Annotated in this window: 16 protein-coding genes; 7 read left to right on the top strand and 9 right to left on the bottom strand. The window is 70.5% G+C overall.

Annotated features, from left to right (window positions below; genetic code table 11):
- Nucleotides 1-97: 97 nt before the first annotated feature.
- From AB0M08_RS30040 to AB0M08_RS30050, 3 genes are read left to right on the top strand one after another with little or no spacing between them, the layout of a single operon-like run.
- Entirely contained in the window at nt 98-394 is a 297-nt protein-coding gene (locus AB0M08_RS30040) for a hypothetical protein (protein WP_364500337.1), read from the top strand.
- 7 nt (nt 395-401) lie between these two features.
- Nucleotides 402-1,280 (top strand): Scr1 family TA system antitoxin-like transcriptional regulator, encoded by an 879-nt coding sequence (locus AB0M08_RS30045; protein ID WP_364500339.1) that lies wholly within the window; start codon nt 402-404, stop codon nt 1,278-1,280.
- Between the two features lie 46 nt (nt 1,281-1,326).
- Entirely contained in the window at nt 1,327-2,214 is an 888-nt protein-coding gene (locus tag AB0M08_RS30050) for an aldo/keto reductase (protein ID WP_364500341.1), read from the top strand.
- On the opposite strand, the gene AB0M08_RS30055 is transcribed toward AB0M08_RS30050, so the two are convergent.
- The 8 genes from AB0M08_RS30055 to AB0M08_RS30090 all read right to left on the bottom strand — a co-directional run bounded on the left by AB0M08_RS30055 (nt 2,198) and on the right by AB0M08_RS30090 (nt 11,776).
- Nucleotides 2,198-3,427, bottom strand: coding sequence for an erythromycin esterase family protein (locus AB0M08_RS30055; RefSeq protein ID WP_364500344.1), 1,230 nt, complete (start codon nt 3,425-3,427; stop codon nt 2,198-2,200). The genes AB0M08_RS30050 and AB0M08_RS30055 overlap by 17 nt on opposite strands.
- On the bottom strand, nt 3,424-4,200 hold the full coding sequence (locus AB0M08_RS30060) for a glycoside hydrolase family protein (RefSeq protein ID WP_364500347.1): 777 nt from the start codon (nt 4,198-4,200) through the stop codon (nt 3,424-3,426). Before AB0M08_RS30060 ends, AB0M08_RS30055 begins: the two co-directional genes overlap by 4 nt.
- Nucleotides 4,197-5,474 carry a UDP-glucose/GDP-mannose dehydrogenase family protein gene (locus tag AB0M08_RS30065; RefSeq protein WP_364500478.1) on the bottom strand — a complete coding sequence of 426 codons (1,278 nt, stop codon included), beginning with the start codon at nt 5,472-5,474 and terminating at the stop codon, nt 4,197-4,199. The genes AB0M08_RS30060 and AB0M08_RS30065 overlap by 4 nt, the downstream gene beginning before the upstream one ends.
- A gap of 6 nt (nt 5,475-5,480) precedes the next feature.
- Complete coding sequence (galE, locus tag AB0M08_RS30070) at nt 5,481-6,506, bottom strand: UDP-glucose 4-epimerase GalE (protein ID WP_364500350.1); 1,026 nt, start codon at nt 6,504-6,506, stop codon at nt 5,481-5,483.
- A gap of 29 nt (nt 6,507-6,535) precedes the next feature.
- Complete coding sequence (locus AB0M08_RS30075) at nt 6,536-8,326, bottom strand: glycosyltransferase family 2 protein (RefSeq protein WP_364500352.1); 1,791 nt, start codon at nt 8,324-8,326, stop codon at nt 6,536-6,538.
- Nucleotides 8,323-9,294: a UDP-glucuronic acid decarboxylase family protein gene (locus AB0M08_RS30080; protein ID WP_364500355.1), complete on the bottom strand. Its 972-nt coding sequence runs from the start codon at nt 9,292-9,294 to the stop codon at nt 8,323-8,325. Before AB0M08_RS30080 ends, AB0M08_RS30075 begins: the two co-directional genes overlap by 4 nt.
- A gap of 226 nt (nt 9,295-9,520) precedes the next feature.
- Nucleotides 9,521-10,276 carry a hypothetical protein gene (locus AB0M08_RS30085; protein WP_364500357.1) on the bottom strand — a complete coding sequence of 252 codons (756 nt, stop codon included), beginning with the start codon at nt 10,274-10,276 and terminating at the stop codon, nt 9,521-9,523.
- Nucleotides 10,277-11,098: 822 nt separating this feature from the next.
- The gene (locus AB0M08_RS30090) at nt 11,099-11,776 is read right to left on the bottom strand and encodes a TetR/AcrR family transcriptional regulator (RefSeq protein WP_364500360.1); all 678 of its coding nucleotides are present in this window, start codon (nt 11,774-11,776) and stop codon (nt 11,099-11,101) included.
- A gap of 57 nt (nt 11,777-11,833) precedes the next feature.
- On the opposite strand from AB0M08_RS30090, the gene AB0M08_RS30095 reads away from it, so the two are divergent.
- From AB0M08_RS30095 to AB0M08_RS30105, 3 genes are all read left to right on the top strand, one after another.
- Nucleotides 11,834-13,435 carry a CocE/NonD family hydrolase gene (locus tag AB0M08_RS30095; RefSeq protein ID WP_364500362.1) on the top strand — a complete coding sequence of 534 codons (1,602 nt, stop codon included), beginning with the start codon at nt 11,834-11,836 and terminating at the stop codon, nt 13,433-13,435.
- Between the two features lie 16 nt (nt 13,436-13,451).
- Nucleotides 13,452-13,886 carry a DUF3237 domain-containing protein gene (locus AB0M08_RS30100; RefSeq protein ID WP_364500365.1) on the top strand — a complete coding sequence of 145 codons (435 nt, stop codon included), beginning with the start codon at nt 13,452-13,454 and terminating at the stop codon, nt 13,884-13,886.
- Between the two features lie 132 nt (nt 13,887-14,018).
- Complete coding sequence (locus tag AB0M08_RS30105; protein ID WP_364500368.1) at nt 14,019-14,579, top strand: ester cyclase; 561 nt, start codon at nt 14,019-14,021, stop codon at nt 14,577-14,579.
- Between the two features lie 10 nt (nt 14,580-14,589).
- Here the strand turns inward: AB0M08_RS30105 and AB0M08_RS30110 are convergent, their stop codons facing one another.
- On the bottom strand, nt 14,590-15,183 hold the full coding sequence (locus AB0M08_RS30110; RefSeq protein ID WP_364500371.1) for a restriction endonuclease: 594 nt from the start codon (nt 15,181-15,183) through the stop codon (nt 14,590-14,592).
- A 104-nt stretch (nt 15,184-15,287) separates the two neighbouring features.
- Here AB0M08_RS30110 and AB0M08_RS30115 point away from each other — a divergent pair, with 104 nt between their 5' ends.
- Entirely contained in the window at nt 15,288-16,106 is an 819-nt protein-coding gene (locus tag AB0M08_RS30115; RefSeq protein WP_364500374.1) for a methyltransferase domain-containing protein, read from the top strand.
- Nucleotides 16,107-16,210: the final 104 nt, after the last annotated feature.

Genomic DNA, 16,210 nt, shown 5'->3' on the forward strand with positions numbered 1-16,210 from the left:
TTCAGCTGGGAAGCAGCTGGTAATGTGGCTGCTGAGAGCGTCATCGTAGATGCTCACTCCAGACTGACTGAGGTTGAATAGAATGACTAGACTAGTCATGGCTGCGGATTCCGCCGGTTCCATCGGGCACTCCGCCCCGCTCGGGGCGCTGCGCCCGATCGCCAATCAGTGCACTGCGGGTAACTGCCCGACGGTGTATGTGGAGACTGATTCCGATCTGTCGGGTACGGCGACCGCCGTGGTTCAGGGATATGTAGTCTCGCCGGAGCGAGCGGGAATCGAGCTGCCCGAGGGCGAGGTGCTGGTGGAGGTGCCCATCAGCCTCCTGGCCGAAGCGGTTCGTAACCTGCCGGCCCAGCAGGGTCCGCCCGGAAGGTCTACTGAGGAGGTCTAGGATTTCTGTGGCACTCGGACTCCCCGGCGAGAGGGACGAGCCGGTCGGTAAGACGTTGGCCCGCATGCGCCAGGCCCGGCGGATGAGCGGTGCCAGACTGGCTGCCGCCGTGGGTCTGAGCCAGCCCAAGATCTCCCGGATCGAGCGGGGCAAGGGCCCGCTCACCGCAGAGGACATCGAAGCGATCGCCCGCGCGCTCGGCGCGGGCGACGCCGAGGTGCAGGCGCTGCTGGAGCGCGCGGAGCGTACGCGCGATCAGATGACGGACTGGCGGCCCGCCTCGAGCGGCCTGGCCGTGCAGCAGAAGACCCTGGCCGATTGGGAGGCCGGCGCCGAGTGCGTCCGTGTCTTCGAGCCGGCGCTCGTGCCCGGTCCCTTGCAGACCAGCGGGTACGCGAAGCTGGTGTTCCGGTCCTTCCAGCGGGTGCTCCTGCTTCCCGAGGAGGGCCAGACCGAGGCGGCGCTGCTGTCGGCGGTCTCGGCGCGGGTCCGGCGTCAGGAGGCGCTGGCCAATCCCGCCATCTCGTTCCGCTTCATTCTGGCCGAGGCGGTACTGAAGCGCCGGTCCTACCCGCTGGCGGAGCTGCTGGCCGAGATCAGCCACCTGCGGGAGATCATCGCGCATCATCCCAACGTCACCATCAGGATTCTCCCGGACGGCGCGCCGGCGGAGATCCCGCCGCTGCACGGGTTCGTCGTCGTCGACGACGGACTCGTCGTGGTCGATCTGTACAACACCGGGCTCACCTCCCGCAGTGACCGGGACGTGCAGAGCTACCGGCAGGTGTTCGAGCTTCTCGATGAACACGCCACCGACATCGGTCCCTTCCTCGACAGCTACGAGTCGCTCTACATCGACATGCTGAAGGCGACGTCAGGGAGGTAAAAGCAGTACCCCTCTCCTCTCGGGTGGAGCTCCTAGGGTCGAAGGCATGAACCGAGAGCTTGTGCTGAACAACGGGGTCGCGATGCCCGCGCTGGGGCTCGGGGTGTTTCAGAGCCCGCCCGAGGAGACGGCGGCGGCGGTGGAGACGGCGCTGCGGGCCGGGTACCGGCATGTCGACACCGCGGCGGCCTACGGAAACGAGCGGCAGGTCGGGGAGGGGCTCCGGCGGTCGGGGGTCGATCGGGACGACGTGTTCCTGGAGACCAAGGTGTGGGTGAGCGACTATGGATACGAGGCCACCCTTCACGCGTACCGGAAGGCGGTCAGGAAACTCGGCGTGGAACGGATCGATCTGCTGATCCTGCATCAGCCCGCGCCGGACCGGTGGGAGAAGACGGTCGACGCCTACCGGGCGCTGGAGCGGCTGCTCGCCGACGGTGGTGTGCGGGCGATCGGGGTCAGCAACTTCATGCGGCACCACCTCGAGCGGCTGATCGAGGCGACCTCGGTGGTGCCGGCGGTCAACCAGATCGAGCTGCACCCGTACTTCACCCAGCCGGACGTGCAGAAGGCCGGCGCGGAGCACGGCATCCTCACCCAGGCGTGGTCGCCGATCGGCGGGATCACGTTCTACCCGGGCTGGGGCGAGGAGCGCCGGAACGTGCTGCGGGATCCGGTGATCGCGGCGATCGCGGGCGAGACCGGGCGGACGCCGGCTCAGGTGATGCTGCGCTGGCACCTGCAACAGGGGCGCTCGGCGATCCCGAAGTCGACGAACCCGGGGCGGATCGCGGAGAACGTCGACGTGTACGGCTTCGACCTCACCGAGGAGCAGATGGCGCGGATCGACGCGCTGGACGCCGGGGTGCGCAACGGCCCGGACCCGGACGTGCCGCGTCCGGAGCGGTTCGACATGGTCATCCCGGAGGACTGACCTGGCTGGTCGTCGAGATCGACGGGATGTTGATCATCAGGTCGAACGCGTCCAGGACCGGCGTGGGCTGGTAGATGTTCATGACCCGGATGCGGTCCGGGGCGCCCGGGGGAGCCGCGGCCCGGAGCGGGCGCAGGTCCACCGCGCACAGACGATCCGGCATCGCCGCCTCGATGCTGCCCGGCTCCGGGGCGTCGAGGTCGGCGCCGACGATCGCCACGCCGCCCGGGACGCCGGGGTCCGGGCGGTGGGTCGACGTGCGGCCGCCGGTGCAGGTCACGCCGATCGCCAGATACTCCGGGCCGAGCCGGTTCGCCAGGTGGTGGCCGGCGGCGGAGAGCGCGAACGCCGGGGTCTGGACCGGGACGCGCTGGATGTGGCTGTTGTGCGCGGCCACGATGATCTTCGCGTCCGGGCCGAGGTGGTCCAGCAGCCAGAGGACCGTCTCGGCCATGCCGCGGTCGCGGGGTGCGACGCGCGGGTGGATGGTGGGGATGCCGCCCGGGGTGGTCACCTGGGCCGCGTAGACCCGCATCGCCTGGTCGAGCAGCACGGCGAGCCGCAGTTCGTGCCGGACGACCGCGTAGGAGGCCGCGTGATATTCGGGTTCGAGCGCGTCGAATCGAGTGGATAAATCCGCGTAGACAGCGGTGATCTCGTCGCGGTCCGCGGCGGAGAGCGCGCCATACGCCGCGTACGCGGGCAGGGCGTGCTCTCCGGCGAACGGTGAGACGGCGGCGGTCAGCCGGTCCACCACCGCCACGGCGCCGGGGTCGGCCTCGTGCAGGAAGTCGCGGATATTCGCCAGCGCCGCCAGGGGCGACGCGGTCGAGCCCGGCACGTCCAGGCCGAAGAACCGGACCGGCGGCTCCGCCGAGCGCATCCAGGTCAGGTGATCGCGCATCTCCGCACAGCGGCCCATGGTGTAGCAGATCTTCTCGTCCGCGATCTTCCGGAGGTCGGCCGAGGCGTCCCGGATCCCGGCGTCGACCTCCAGGCCTTCGCTGAAACCCGTTTCCATCGCGTACGCCGTGAACCCCAACCGCGCCGACAGGAAGCGCTGCAGCCGGTGGCGGATCCGATAGAACTCGCTGATCAGGTGGGCGTTCTCGCCGATCGCGATCACCCGTGCCCCGGCCAGCAGTTCGGCGAGCGGTTCCAGGTCGTCGAGCGGTGCCGCCGGATCGATCGTGCTCAGTTCAAGCGGGTTCACCGCGCCACCCTAGCGGACCGGTACGCGTCGAGCAGCGCGGTCGGCCGCCCGGCGTGGTCGTAGAGCCCGCTGGGCTGCTCCGCGGCCGGATCACTGAGCGCGAACCATGCATATCGCTCCAAGTAGGGCACTCGGTCGAGCATCGGGAGAGCGGCGCGCAGGAACGTCTCCTGGTCGGCGCGCGGGGCGTAGACCAGCCCGTCGGTGAAGTCGGCGACCGCGAACTCGGTGAGCCAGATCGGCAGGCCGTACCGGTCGTGCACGTCGTGGAGATAGTCGATCAGGGCGGCCGGGTCGGAGCCGTACCAGTGCACGGCGATGAAGTCGACCCGATAGCCGAGCTCCGCGGCGGAGGACATGAACAGATCCAGCCAGCCGTCCGGGGTGGCCGCGTTCGCGGAGACCGCAGGGCTGCCCAGGCGCAGTCCGGTCGCCATCAGTGCGGGCCACAGGTGGAGGGCCTGCGCGACGGTCATGTTCGCCTGCGCGGCGACGTCGGGTTCGTTGAACCCGAGCAGGGTGTCCCCGGCCGGGACGTCCGGCATCGCGGAGAAGGCACCCCAGATCATCGGCACGAACTGCGCCCCCGGCGGCCCGGCCAGCGAGCCCGGGCCGGGTGACCAGGTGTAATACCAGGTCACCCGGCTCTCCGCGAGGGCCTGCTCGACCCCGGTGAACCCCCAGGTCCCGATGCCTCGGGCGGGCGGCAGGGGTTCACCGGCGGTCGTCAGGAACGCCAGCAGCAGTGCCAGCAGCGGCCGGAGCACGGTCATGGCCGTCCGAGGGCCCGTACGGCCCACCCGGCGGCCCGCCACCGGGGGTGATCCAGGGTGTTGCGCCCGTCGAGCAGCCGGGGCGTCCTGGTGAGAGGGGCCAGGACGGCCGGGTCGAGTTCCCGGTAGCGCTTCCACTCGGTCAGGTGCAGCACCACGTCCGCCCCCTCGCACGCCTTGGCGGGTTCGAGAGCGTAGTCGAGCTGCGGGAACGCGGCCCGCGCGTTCTCCACGGCCTCCTCGTCGTGCACGGTGACGTGCGCGCCCTGCAGGTGGATCGCGGCGGCCACGTTGAGCGCGGGCGAGTCCCGGATGTCGTCGCTGTCCGGCTTGAACGCGGCCCCGAGCACGGCCACCCGCCGTCCGAGGAAGGAGCCCCCGGCCAGCTCGCGGGCGACGTCGACGGCCTTGGCCCGGCGCCGCATGTTGATCTCGTCGACCTCGCGGAGGAAGGCGAGTGACCTCCCCACGCCGAGCTCCTCGCCGCGGGCCATGAACGCGCGGATGTCCTTGGGCAGGCAGCCGCCGCCGAAGCCGAGCCCGGCGGAGAGGAACCGCGGCCCGATCCGCTCGTCCAGGCCGATCGCCCCGGCGAGTTGCACGACGTCGGCGCCGGTCGCCTCGCAGACCTCGGCCATCGCGTTGATGTACGAGATCTTGGTGGCCAGGAACGAGTTCGCCGCGACCTTGACGAGTTCGGCGGTGGCGAGATCGGTCTCGAGGAACGGCACGCCGGCCGAGAGCATCGGCGCGTAGACCTCGCGGAGCAGTTCGACGGCCCGTGCCGAGGTGGCACCGACGACGATGCGGTCCGGCTGGAGCGTGTCCTGGACAGCGGTCCCCTCCCGCAGGAACTCCGGGTTCCAGGCGACCGGGATCGGGTCCAGCCGGGCGGCGAGTCGTGCGGCGGTACCGACCGGGACCGTCGACTTGCCCACCACCAGGGCGTCCTCGCGAAGGTACGGCCGCAGCCCCTCCACCACCGCGTCGATGTAGGAGAGGTCGGCGGCGTGCGAACCGCGCAGCTGTGGCGTGCCCACGCAGATGAAGTGCACGTCGCCGAAGGCCGCGGCCTCCTCGAGGGAGGTGGTGAACCGCAGCGACGACGAGGTGGCGAGCAGCTCCGGCAGGCCGGGCTCGTAGAACGGCGGCCGTCCCGAGGCGAGCGCCTCGATCTTGGCGGTGTCCACGTCGACGCCGAGCACGTCGTGACCGATCTCGGCCATGCATGCCGCGTGCACCGCGCCGAGGTAGCCGGTGCCGATGACAGTGATACGCATTCAGATGCCTCCGAGATAGCCGGCCGGGTTGAGACGCTGGAATCGCCACGCGTCGCGGCACATGTCCGCGAGGTCGCGGGTCGCCTGCCAGCCCCAGGCGCGCTCGACCCGCTGCGGGTCGGCGACCAGGGTGGCCACGTCGCCGGGGCGACGGTCGGCGAGCTGGTACGGGAGCGCCTTTCCGCAGGCCACGCTGAGCGCCGAGACCAGCTGGAGCACCGAGGTGCCGACGCCGGTGCCGAGGTTGAAGACGCGCATCCCGGACTCGTCCTCGAGGTGCTCCATCGCGACGCGGTGACCGGCGACGACGTCGAGCACGTGGATGTAGTCGCGGACCGCGGTGCCGTCCGGGGTGGCGTAGTCGGAGCCGAAGACGCTGAGCTTCTCCAGCCGGCCGACGGCGACCTGCATCAGGTAGGGGACCACGTTGTTCGGCACCCCGGTCGGCACCTCGCCGAGCTGGCCGGACGGGTGCGCGCCGATCGGGTTGAAGTAGCGCAGCGCGATCGCCGAGATCTCCGGGTACCGCTCGCAGGCGTCGCGCAGGATCTGTTCACAGATCCACTTCGATCTGGCGTACGGGTTCGTCGGCCGTGCCTGATCGTCCTCGGTCAGCGGCACCCGTACCGCGTCGCCGTAGATCGAGCAGGACGACGAGAAGACGATCTGGTGGACGCCGTGCGCGTGCATGCTGCGCAGCAGGCTCGTGGTGCCGGCCAGGTTGATGTCGTAGTAGTCGATCGGGATCTCCATCGACTCGCCGACCGCCTTCTTCGCGGCGAAGTGGATCACCGCGTCGATGGCGTGCCGCTCGAAGACGCCGTCCAGGGCGTGCCGGTCGCGCAGGTCGGCGACGTAGCCGACGAGCGGTCGCCCGGCGATCTTCTGCACCCGGTCGAGCGCGGCCGGCGACGAGTTGGTGTAGTTGTCCACGACCACCACCTCGTAGCCGTGTTCGAGCAGGTCGACACAGGTATGGCTGCCGATGAAGCCGGCGCCTCCGGTGACCAGGACTGTGGTTGGCACGGGATTTTCGCTCCTTTTGGGATGGTCTTTCAAGCCAGGGCGTGCAGGGCATATCCGGGGTAGAGCGCGATGGCGACCAGCAACGGCGGCGTCGCCGCCAGGGTCAGGAGCAGGGCTCGGTGGGCGGTCGCCCTCAGCGCCTGAGGCACGCTCATCGCGTTATTGCGTGTTATTTCGTACGCGTGCAGCACGCAGACGGCGAGTCCGACCAGCGCGTACGAGAGCCCGCCGAGCAGGCAGAGGAAGACGTAGCCGACCACCCGCGGGTTCTGCTCGCCGATCAGGGCCGCCGTGCCGAGGACGAGCACGATCACGGCGTACGGGAGAATGGTGAAGACCCGCAGGGGTTCGAGGCCGTCCCGGGTCTTCGGGGTGACCTTGAAGGTGATCTGTCGCGGTCGGAGCTTGGTGAGCGTGGCGGCGGCGACCCCCCACGTGACGTACGGCCACCGGCTGAGCGCGCCGAGCCACGCCTCCCAGCTGAGCACCGGCGCGTGGCGGGGCCGCAGGAGTCCACGACGGCGCAGCAGCAGGACGACGGCGAGCGGCCAGGCGGCGATCGCGCCCCAGCGGATCAGGAACTCCACGTAGTTGACGTGCACCCAGTTGATCCCGGTGACCGCGGCGATCGGCGGCAGGCTGAGTCCGGCCACGGTGGCAATGGCCAGTAGCAGATAGTGCAGGAGCGCGTTGCCGTAGCGGATCCGCAATCGCCACGGCAGGCGCGGGAGATGGCCCGGGACCAGGTCGTACGCCAAGGTTTGCAGTGACCTTGACCATTGGAACTCCTGCGTGATCATGGCGGCGAATGTGTGCGGACCGTCACCGGAGGCGGCGGCATCGAGGGCGAACGCGCCCTGCCAGCCGGCCGAGGTGAGCAGGAAGCTGGTGGAGAAGTCCTCGGCGAGCTCGGGCCCGATGCCGCCGATGTCACGCAGCGCGTCGGTGCGGACGGCGTAGTGCGAGCCGATACAGACCGGCGCGAGCCCGTCGTTGTGCCCGGCCTGGAACGCGCCGTGGAAGAAGCCCTCCCGGTAGAGGCGGCTGCGCGCGGCCCAGGAGGTGCTCGCGTTGGCGTCACAGACGCTCGGTGCGCCGACGAAGCCGATCGCCGGATCCGCGAACGGCCGAACCATCTCGGACAGGTAGTCCGGCTCCGGCACGTGGTCGCAGTCCAGCTGGCTGACCACGTCGTAGCGGTCGTACCCGCCGTTGTCGTAGAACCAGGCGAGGTTCCCCTCCTTGCAGCGGGTCCGCCGGGGCCACTCGGTGCGGTGGTAGTCCGGCTCGTCCATCCGGGTGGAGAGCTCGACGCCGTTCGCCGCGCACCACTCGCGGATCTCGTCGTCCGGGCGCTCGTCGCAGAGCCAGGTGTCGTACGTGAAGGGGATTCTCTGGCCCAGCATCGCCTGGAGGGTGCGGCGGGCCACCGGCCACGGCTCGGACGGGGCCCGGGTCACCACGAACGCCACCCGCAGGTCCGGCACCGGGATGGCCGGGTCGACACGGCGCAGCCGGTTCACCGTGATCATCAGGGAGACCGGGAGCAGGGTGAGGTAGAGCAGCAGGGCGCTGTTGACGGCCAGTCCGGCCCAGCCCGCCCGGTGTGCCGGCCCGAGCCACCACGCCCAGAACGCGACCAGGGTGACCGCCCAGCCGCCGGTCAGCACGGCGACCGCGATCCGGTCGCGGCGCGACAGTGCGTACGTGAAGGTTGATTTTTGGGTTCTTCTCCTGATGAACGTGCGGCGCAGGACCGGGCCGCTGGGTGGGGCGGCGAGGACGTTCCCGGCGGACAGCACCGAGAGGTCAGTGCTCACTGCCCGCCGACCAGGGCGCTCGCGGCCGCGCGGACCTCGTCGGGTCGGGAGGCGAAGTACGCGATGGTCCGCCGCAGCCCCTCCTCCAGGGCGATGAACGGGCGCCAGCCGAGGCGCTCGGTGGCCCGGGTGATGTCCGGGCGGCGGCGGGTGGGATCGTCGGTGGGCAGCGGGTGGAACTCCACCGTCGACGGCGAGCCGGTCAGGTGGATGACCAGGGAGGCCAGCTCGACCATGGTGAACTCGCCCGGGTTGCCGAGGTTGACCGGGCCCGGCTCGTGGCTGTCGATCATCGCGACGATGCCGCGGACCAGGTCGTCGACGTAGCAGAAGCTGCGGGTCTGCAGGCCGTCGCCGTAGCAGGTCAGCGGGTCGCCGTTGAGCGCCTGGCAGACGAAGCTGGAGATCACCCGGCCGTCGCGGGCGCGCATCCGGGGGCCGTACGTGTTGAAGATCCGCAGGATGCCCACGTCGGTGCCGAGGGTGCGGCCGTACGCTGCGGTGACCGCCTCGGCGTACCGCTTCGCCTCGTCGTAGACGCTGCGCGGGCCGATCGAGTTGACGTTCCCCCAGTACTCCTCGGTCTGCGGGTGGACGAGGGGGTCGCCGTAGATCTCGCTGGTCGAGGCGAGCACGAAGCGGGCGCCGGTGCGCTGGGCGAGCCGCAGCATGTTCTCGGTGCCCCGGCTGCCGACGGCGAGCGTCTCCAGCGGGCGGCGGTGGTAGTCGGGCGGCGAGGCGGGACTGGCGAAGTGCGCGACGGCGTCGACCGGCCCGGCGACCTCGACGCGCTCGCTCACGTCGGTCTCGACGACGGTGAATCCGGGGTGGCCGGCCAGATGGGCGAGGTTCTCCGGCGAGGAGGTGGACCAGTCGTCGAGACAGACCACCTCGTCGCCCCGGTCGAGGAGGGACTCGCAGATGTGCGAGCCCAGGAACCCGGCCCCGCCACTGACGACGATGCGCACGAAAGCCTCCAGGCATACATGACTTTGAATGTCTGGAGAGATTCTTTCGTCGCTTTTGAAGTTATGGCAAGGAGAGTTTAAGGCCGTTCACAGGGCTGTTACCTGCGCATACACCAGTTTCGTGACGGCGCAAGTATCGGTACTTATGAATCTCCTGTGATGTTCTCAAGCCTCCTACTACGCCTGTAGTATTACCCGGAATATCGGCTACTACGCTGGTGGTAGCTCAGCTCAGGAACACCGCCAGGCGGCGCAGCAGATCGGTGTCGTCGCGGCTGCCGGACCACGTCATGATCTCCAGGCGGTACCCGGACCGGCGCACCTGCTCGACGTACCGGTGCACGTCGTCGGCGATCCGCTCGCCGCTCACGCAGAGCGCCGCCGGGATGCCGACCTGCTGTGTCGCGAGCTCCACGTGACGGAGCATCACCCGCCCGTCGTCGACCTGGGACGCCACCACGACCAGGCGCATCCGCGGGCCGCTCGCCAGCCACACGCCGGGCGGGGCGCCCTCGATCGGAGAGAGATCGATGTTGGCACGGCCGAGCACCCGCGCCACCGCCGACTCGAAGCGCCGGGCCAGCACGGACTCCGCCCGCAGCGGCGACACGACGTCGAGCATCCGGCGCGCCTCGGTCGGCGGCAGCAGGTCCAGCAGGTCGGCGATGGCCGGATCGCTGAGCCGCGACACGACCTCGGCGTGCTGCCGGTCGGAGAGCGACGCGATCGAGTCGTGCGCCTCCTCGGCGGGAAGGCACTCCATCACCGGCGTCAGATGCGTCGGTGGCAGGGCCATGATGACTTTCGCACGCTTCTTCGCGGGTACGCCCGGGAGCAGCCGGGCGATGTCCGCCGGGTCCATCTGGGCGAGGGCGGCGGTGAGCTTGTTCGCCGGGATCGACAGCAGCGCGCCGGCCGTCGTCGGCACGCGACCGCGCGAGTCCGAGGCGAGCTGGGCTAGAGCCATTTCGGGGGGCAGCATCTACACACCAATTCCGCACACAAGATCAGCATTGAGTGACGGAACACTAACGCGGAGATCGCGCTATGTCCACGCTCTGTTCGCAGAACCTTGCTCAATGATCCGGGAATCGTGATTCGGGCTGTCTAACAGGGGTGTGAGCTGGAGCGCTCCCATGTCCACAAAGGGCGATAGTTGAAAGTCCCACAATTTTGCCAGGGGTCGATGCGTATCCATGCGGGGCCGTCGACGGTCACGCTCAGGCGCCACTCAATCACGCAATCGAATCCGCATTCCGCTCGCCGGGCATCCGTCCCGACGCATCCGGCTTGATGCATCCGTTGTGATGCATCTGCCGTGATGTATCTGCCGTGATGCATCACAGCGGATGCATCGGCGCTGATGCATCAAGTTGGATGCATCAGTCTTGATGCGTCTCTGGCGGGGCGAGGTCCCGCATGGGGGAGTCGGTGTCGACCGTGATGCCGTCGAGGGTGACGTCTGGCGCCATCGTGCACTGTATGCCGGATTCATTCCGGCGATCGGCATCCGATCATTTGCGGCTCAGGGGTGTCGGTCCGCGGTTCGCCGGGAGAGGGCGATGGATTTCTCCGGCTGGGGGCGTGTCTGTCGGCTGGCTATGCGCGGTTTTTCCGGTTCGCGACCTGTCGATGAGCGGGCGGGAGTGGCGGCAACGGCGGGAGATGTGGAGCGGCGGCGGAAGCACGGGAACGAGAGCGGTGGCGGGAGCGGCGGCGGGAGCGGTGGCGGGAGCAGCAGCGGCGGTGAGAGCGGGAGCGGTGGGTGGGCGCGGGAGCGGTGGGTGGGTGCGGGAATGGAGGGCTACGGAGTGCGGTGTGGGGGTGTGGTGCGGGGTGGGCGGCGCAGGGCGGTGAACCACGTTTCGAGGGTGTCGTCGTCGATCGGGGGCGTGATCGGGACCGGATCGGGGCTCGGGGCCAGGCCCTTCAGGAGCAGCTCCAGGTAGCGGTGGGCCAGCGGTGGGCCCAGCACGCGGTCGGTGTGCGACAGGCGGCTGAGCATCAGGATCAGTGGGGGGATGTCGGTGGCGCGGAAGTCGGGGCGCAGGGCGCCCTCGGACTTGGCCTGCTCGACGATGGCGGTGAGTAGCGGCTCGACGCGGGTGCGCAGGCGGTCGAAGTGGAGTCCGGCGGCCTCGGCGAGGTAGAGGAACTCGTGTAGGCCCCGGTCGCCGGACTGTTCCAGGAGGCTGCGCCGGAGGTACTCGGTGAGGGCGGCCCAACCGGTCGGGAGCTCGCGGCACTCGGTGAGCAGCTCGACGCCGAGGTCGATGCCGCGCTCGAAGACGGCCTCCAGGAGGGCGGCCTTGGAGGGGAACCGGCGGTACACGGTGCCGACGCCGACCCCGGCCGCGGCGGCGACCTCCTCCAGGCTGGCGTCCAGGCCGCGGGCGGCGAAGACCTGCTCGGCGGCGGTGAGCACCCGTTCCCGGTTGCGGAGTGCGTCGCTGCGAGGAGCCCGGCGGGCGGGGGTTGACACGGCGTCAGGATAGTCCGCACCCTTATCCGGAATTCGCCATTCCGCTTAAGGGGTGTCATGCGGCTGCTGGAACGACTCGCTTTTCGGGTGCTCGGCGTGCAGGGGGTGCGGACCGACTACACCGTCACCACGGTGCGGGTTCCGATGCGGGACGGGGTCGAGCTCGGCGCCGACCTCTTTCTGCCGCAGCGCGAGGCTGTCGGGACTCTTCTGGTACGGGGACCGTACGGGAGAGGGTGGGCCTTGTCCTTGATCTCTGCCCGGATGTATGCGGCGCGCGGCTATCGGGTGCTCTATGTCAGCAGCAGGGGGACCTTCGACTCGGGTGGTGCGTTCGACCCGATGCGCGACGAGGCGGCCGACGGGCAGGACGTGGTCGCGTGGATGCGGGGGCAGCCCTGGTTCACCGGGACGTTCGCGACCGTGGGGGCGTCCTATCTCGGGCACACCCAGTGGGCGCTGCTCGCCGACCCGCCGCCGGAGCTGGTCGCCGCGGTGATCTCGGTCGGGCCGCACGACTTCAGCCGGCACGCCTGGGGGACCGGGGCGTTCAACCTGGACTTCGTCGGGTGGAGCGACATGATCGTGCAGGCCCGGAAGCGGCAGCCGCGGATCCCGGGATTCAGCGGCGGGCGCGAGCGCGAGCTGAAGGCGGTCACCGACGGGCTGCCGCTGGCCGACGTCGCCGACGCGTACTTCCAGGGGGAGGCGCCCTGGTTCCGGTACAGGGTCACCCACCCGGACCTGACCGACCCGTACTGGGCGCCGATGCAGCACGCGGACGCCCTGGAACGGGTGACCGTGCCGGTGCTGCTGATCAGCGGCTGGCAGGACATCTTCCTCGGGCAGAGCATGGAGCAGTACCGGCGGCTGCGCGAGCGGGGGGTGGACGTCGCGCTGACCGTGGGGCCGTGGACGCACATCGACGTGATCGCCAAGGGGGCCCGGGAGACGACGCCGCAGGTGATGGGCTGGCTCGACGAGCACCTGGCCGGGCGCGGGGAGCAGGGGCGCGGGGAGCAGGGGCGCGGGGAACGGGGGCGGGCGACCCCGGTGCGGGTCTTCGTGACCGGCGCGGGGGAGTGGCGTGACCTGCCGGACTGGCCGCCGGCCACCACCGAGCGGGAGGTGCGGCTGCACGGGGACCGGTGGTCGTTCGACTTCGACCCGGCGGATCCGACGCCGACCGTGGGCGGGCCGCTGATCGCGGGTGGCGGCGTGGTCGACGACAGTGCCCTGGCGAGCCGGAACGACGTGCTCGCCTTCACCGGCGAGGCGCTCACCGCCGACCTGGACGTGCTCGGGGCGCCCTCGGTGGAGCTCGCGCACTCCACCGACAACCCCCATGCCGACCTCTTCGTACGGATCAGCGACGTGGACCCGAAGGGCGTGTCGCGCAACGTCACCGAGGGCTACCTGCGGCTCGATCCGGAGCGTGGCGAGGAGCCGGTACACCTGACGCTGCTCCCGGCCGCGCACCGCTTCCTGGCCGGGCACCGGGTCCGGGTGCTGATCGCGGGCGGGTGCCATCCGCGGTTCGCCCGGAACCTCGGGACCGGCGAGAACCCGGGCACCGGCACGGAGCTCAGGTCCGCCCGGCACACCGTCCGGCCGGGCGGAGCCGTACTGCGGATTCCGGTCTTGACCGGAGAAGCCTGATCAGAGAGGGACGACGATGTCGCTGAGTTTGGAACCCGCCTTCACCCTGACCGTGGATCTCGCGGAGGCCCGGGAGGTGGGGAAGACCCACGCGGGGTTCCGGCGGGTCATCCCGATCACCGGCGGTACGGTCAGCGGACCGCTGCTCACCGGCGAGGTGCTGCCCGGCGGCGCGGACTGGAACGTGGTCCGGCCGGACGGCGCGATCCACGTCTGGGCCCGCTACGAGATCCGGACCTCGGACGGCGCGGTGGTGTCGATCGTCAACGAGGGGCTGGGCTTTTTCAGCCAGGAGGAGCGTGCGTCGAGCCCGTCGATGCCGACCCGGCCGGTCTTCGAGGTGCCCGAGGGCGGCCCGATGTGGCTCGCCACCGGCTTCTTCCTGGGCGAGCTGCGCCCGCTGAGCCCGGCGCGGGTGGAGATCGAGGTGAGCCGGGTGCGCGCGGGGTGAGCCGCGGGGTGAGCCGGGTGCGCGGGATGAGCGGGCGGCCCTGGTGCCGGGGGCGTGGTGGATCTAGGGTTTCGGGGCGAAGATCCAGGGCGGGCTCGGCGGGTTGTGGAGCCCAGGGTGGAGGGTGCCGTCTTGTCCCGATTCGAGATGCCGGCGGAAGAGGTGCTGCGGGCGCGGGAGAAGCTCGTGCTCGATCACTTCCACGATGAGGTGCGGCAGGACTGGGATGCGACGCTGTCGACGTTTCCGCATCCGCACTATGAGCTGATCGCGCAGATGCTGGTGCACGACGGCGACCGGGAGGTCCGGGACTACTACCAGGACACCCGGGTCGCGTTCCCCGATCAGGATCACGAGATCATCGCGCTGCGGCACTCGCCCGACGCGGTGATCGTGGAGTTCTGGCTGATGGGGACGCACCACGGGCCGCTCGGGAGGATCCCGGCGACCGGGTCGCGGCACCGGACCCGGATGACGGCGTACTTCATCTTCGACGAGGACGAGAAGCTGGTCACCGAGCGGGTCTACTTCGACCAGCTGACCATCCTCAAGCAGCTGCTCGCCGGGCTCGACAAGAGGAAGCCGGCCGACCTGATGAAGCTCGGCCGGGCGGTGGCCGGCGCCCTCTCGATGGCCGGCGCCGACCCCGACCCACGCCTGACCGGCACGACGGAGCCCGACCTCACCGACTGATCGGGGCCGGTCAGCAGTCGAGCGTCCGGGTGGTGAGCCAGCGGCCCAGCGAACGGCGGTCGATCAGGGTGATGCGGCAGAGGAGGGCGACCTCGCGGGCCTGAGCCGTCGGGGAGCCCGTGGTGACCAGCAGGGCGACGTCGGCGCGGTGGATCTCGCGGGCCGTGCCGGCGAAGCGCTGGACGTGCGGGCTGCCCAGGTTGCCGGCGAAGCGCTTGCACTGGACCACCACCCGGCGGCCGTCCGGGGTCCGCGCGACCACGTCGGCGCCCATGTCGCCGCTGCCGCCGATCACGCGGACGCCCCGGAAGCCGCTGGCGCGCATCAACCGGGCCGTGAAGTGCTCGAACTGGGTGCCGGTCATGTCGTCGGTGACCGCGACGTGGCGCTCGTGCTCGGCGAGGACGCGCAGGTTGCGCTGCCGCAGGTGGAGTGCGGTGGCGGCGACGGCGAGCAGCACGACGACCACGGCGGTGGCGATGAACGGGTGGGCGCGGGCGGCGTTCACGACCACCGCGATCAGCGCGACGGCGCCGAGACCGGCGATGCCCGCCAGGATGGTGTCGCCGTCGCCCCTCCGGCGTCGGCGCCGGCGTCGTGCCATCGGCGATCCCCCTTGATCACTCTGGGTTCCGAAGACCTGAGCGCAGGGTAAAACAGGGGTACGACACTTCCCGGCCGAGTCCGGTGTGGACGAAGATCGTCGGCATGACGACGAGATACGGGCTGCGGCGGACGCCCGAGGAGTACGAGCGGCTCCGGGCACAGGCGCGGGCCTGGGAGGACGCGACCGCGCGGCTGCTCGACCGGGTCGGGCTGAGCGAGGGGATGTCGTGCCTGGACGCGGGGTGCGGTCCGGGCGAGACGATGCGGCTGATGGCGGAGCGGGTCGGCCCGGCGGGGCGGGTGCTCGGGCTCGACGCCGACGGGGCGCTGGGTGAACAGGCGCAGGAGATGCTGCGAGACGCAGGCCACGGGCAGTGCTCCGTCACGGCGTACGAGATAGGGGGTGAAACCCTGCCGGGCGGCACCTATGACCTGGTGTTCGCGCGATTGTTGCTCTTCCACCTGCCGGAGCGCACCGAGGTGCTGGCGCGGCTCTGGGAGGCGGTCGCGCCGGGCGGCACGCTGCTGGTGCAGGACTACGACCTGAGCGTGGTGAGCACGGTGCCGGAGTCACTCGTGGTGGAGGGGTTCACCGGTCTGATGACCCGGATCTTCGAGGGGATCGGGTGCGACGTCCGGGTCGGCACCCGGCTGCCGGCGCTCTTCGCCGAGGCGGGGATCGGCACGCCGGACGGCACCGAGATCGCCGGGATGGTGGCGACGCTCGGGCCGGCCCGGATGATGCTGGAGGCGGTGGTCCGCGGCGCGCTGCCGGCGGCGGTGGCCCGCGGCGTGGTCGAGCCGGAGGGCGCCGAGCGGGTGCTGGCCAGGCTGGCGCAGGAGGCGGCCGAGCACCCGGACCGGCCGCTGCTGCCGCCGCTGCTGGTCGGCGCGTGGAAGACGAAGGCGCCCACCCCGTAACGGTGACGGGGTGTGTCCCCGGAGGGTGACGGTGTTGCCAGTCGTCACCCGGTGCGACGACGATGCCATGTCTTGACTTCCTCCCCCTCCGGTAGGAGGGGGAT

This window comes from Actinoplanes sp. NPDC051851 (genome assembly GCF_040681165.1).
Lineage (GTDB): Bacteria > Actinomycetota > Actinomycetes > Mycobacteriales > Micromonosporaceae > Actinoplanes.

What these genes read in the sequence shown, in the direction of transcription:
- AB0M08_RS30040 (WP_364500337.1), top strand. Translation starts at nt 98, where the DNA reads ATGGCTGCGGATTCCGCCGGTTCCATCGGGCACTCCGCCCCGCTCGGG.
- AB0M08_RS30050 (WP_364500341.1), top strand. Translation starts at nt 1,327, where the DNA reads ATGAACCGAGAGCTTGTGCTGAACAACGGGGTCGCGATGCCCGCGCTG.
- AB0M08_RS30060 (WP_364500347.1), bottom strand. Translation starts at nt 4,200, where the DNA reads ATGACCGTGCTCCGGCCGCTGCTGGCACTGCTGCTGGCGTTCCTGACG.
- AB0M08_RS30085 (WP_364500357.1), bottom strand. Translation starts at nt 10,276, where the DNA reads ATGCTGCCCCCCGAAATGGCTCTAGCCCAGCTCGCCTCGGACTCGCGC.
- AB0M08_RS30095 (WP_364500362.1), top strand. Translation starts at nt 11,834, where the DNA reads ATGCGGCTGCTGGAACGACTCGCTTTTCGGGTGCTCGGCGTGCAGGGG.
- AB0M08_RS30100 (WP_364500365.1), top strand. Translation starts at nt 13,452, where the DNA reads ATGTCGCTGAGTTTGGAACCCGCCTTCACCCTGACCGTGGATCTCGCG.
- AB0M08_RS30110 (WP_364500371.1), bottom strand. Translation starts at nt 15,183, where the DNA reads ATGGCACGACGCCGGCGCCGACGCCGGAGGGGCGACGGCGACACCATC.
- AB0M08_RS30115 (WP_364500374.1), top strand. Translation starts at nt 15,288, where the DNA reads ATGACGACGAGATACGGGCTGCGGCGGACGCCCGAGGAGTACGAGCGG.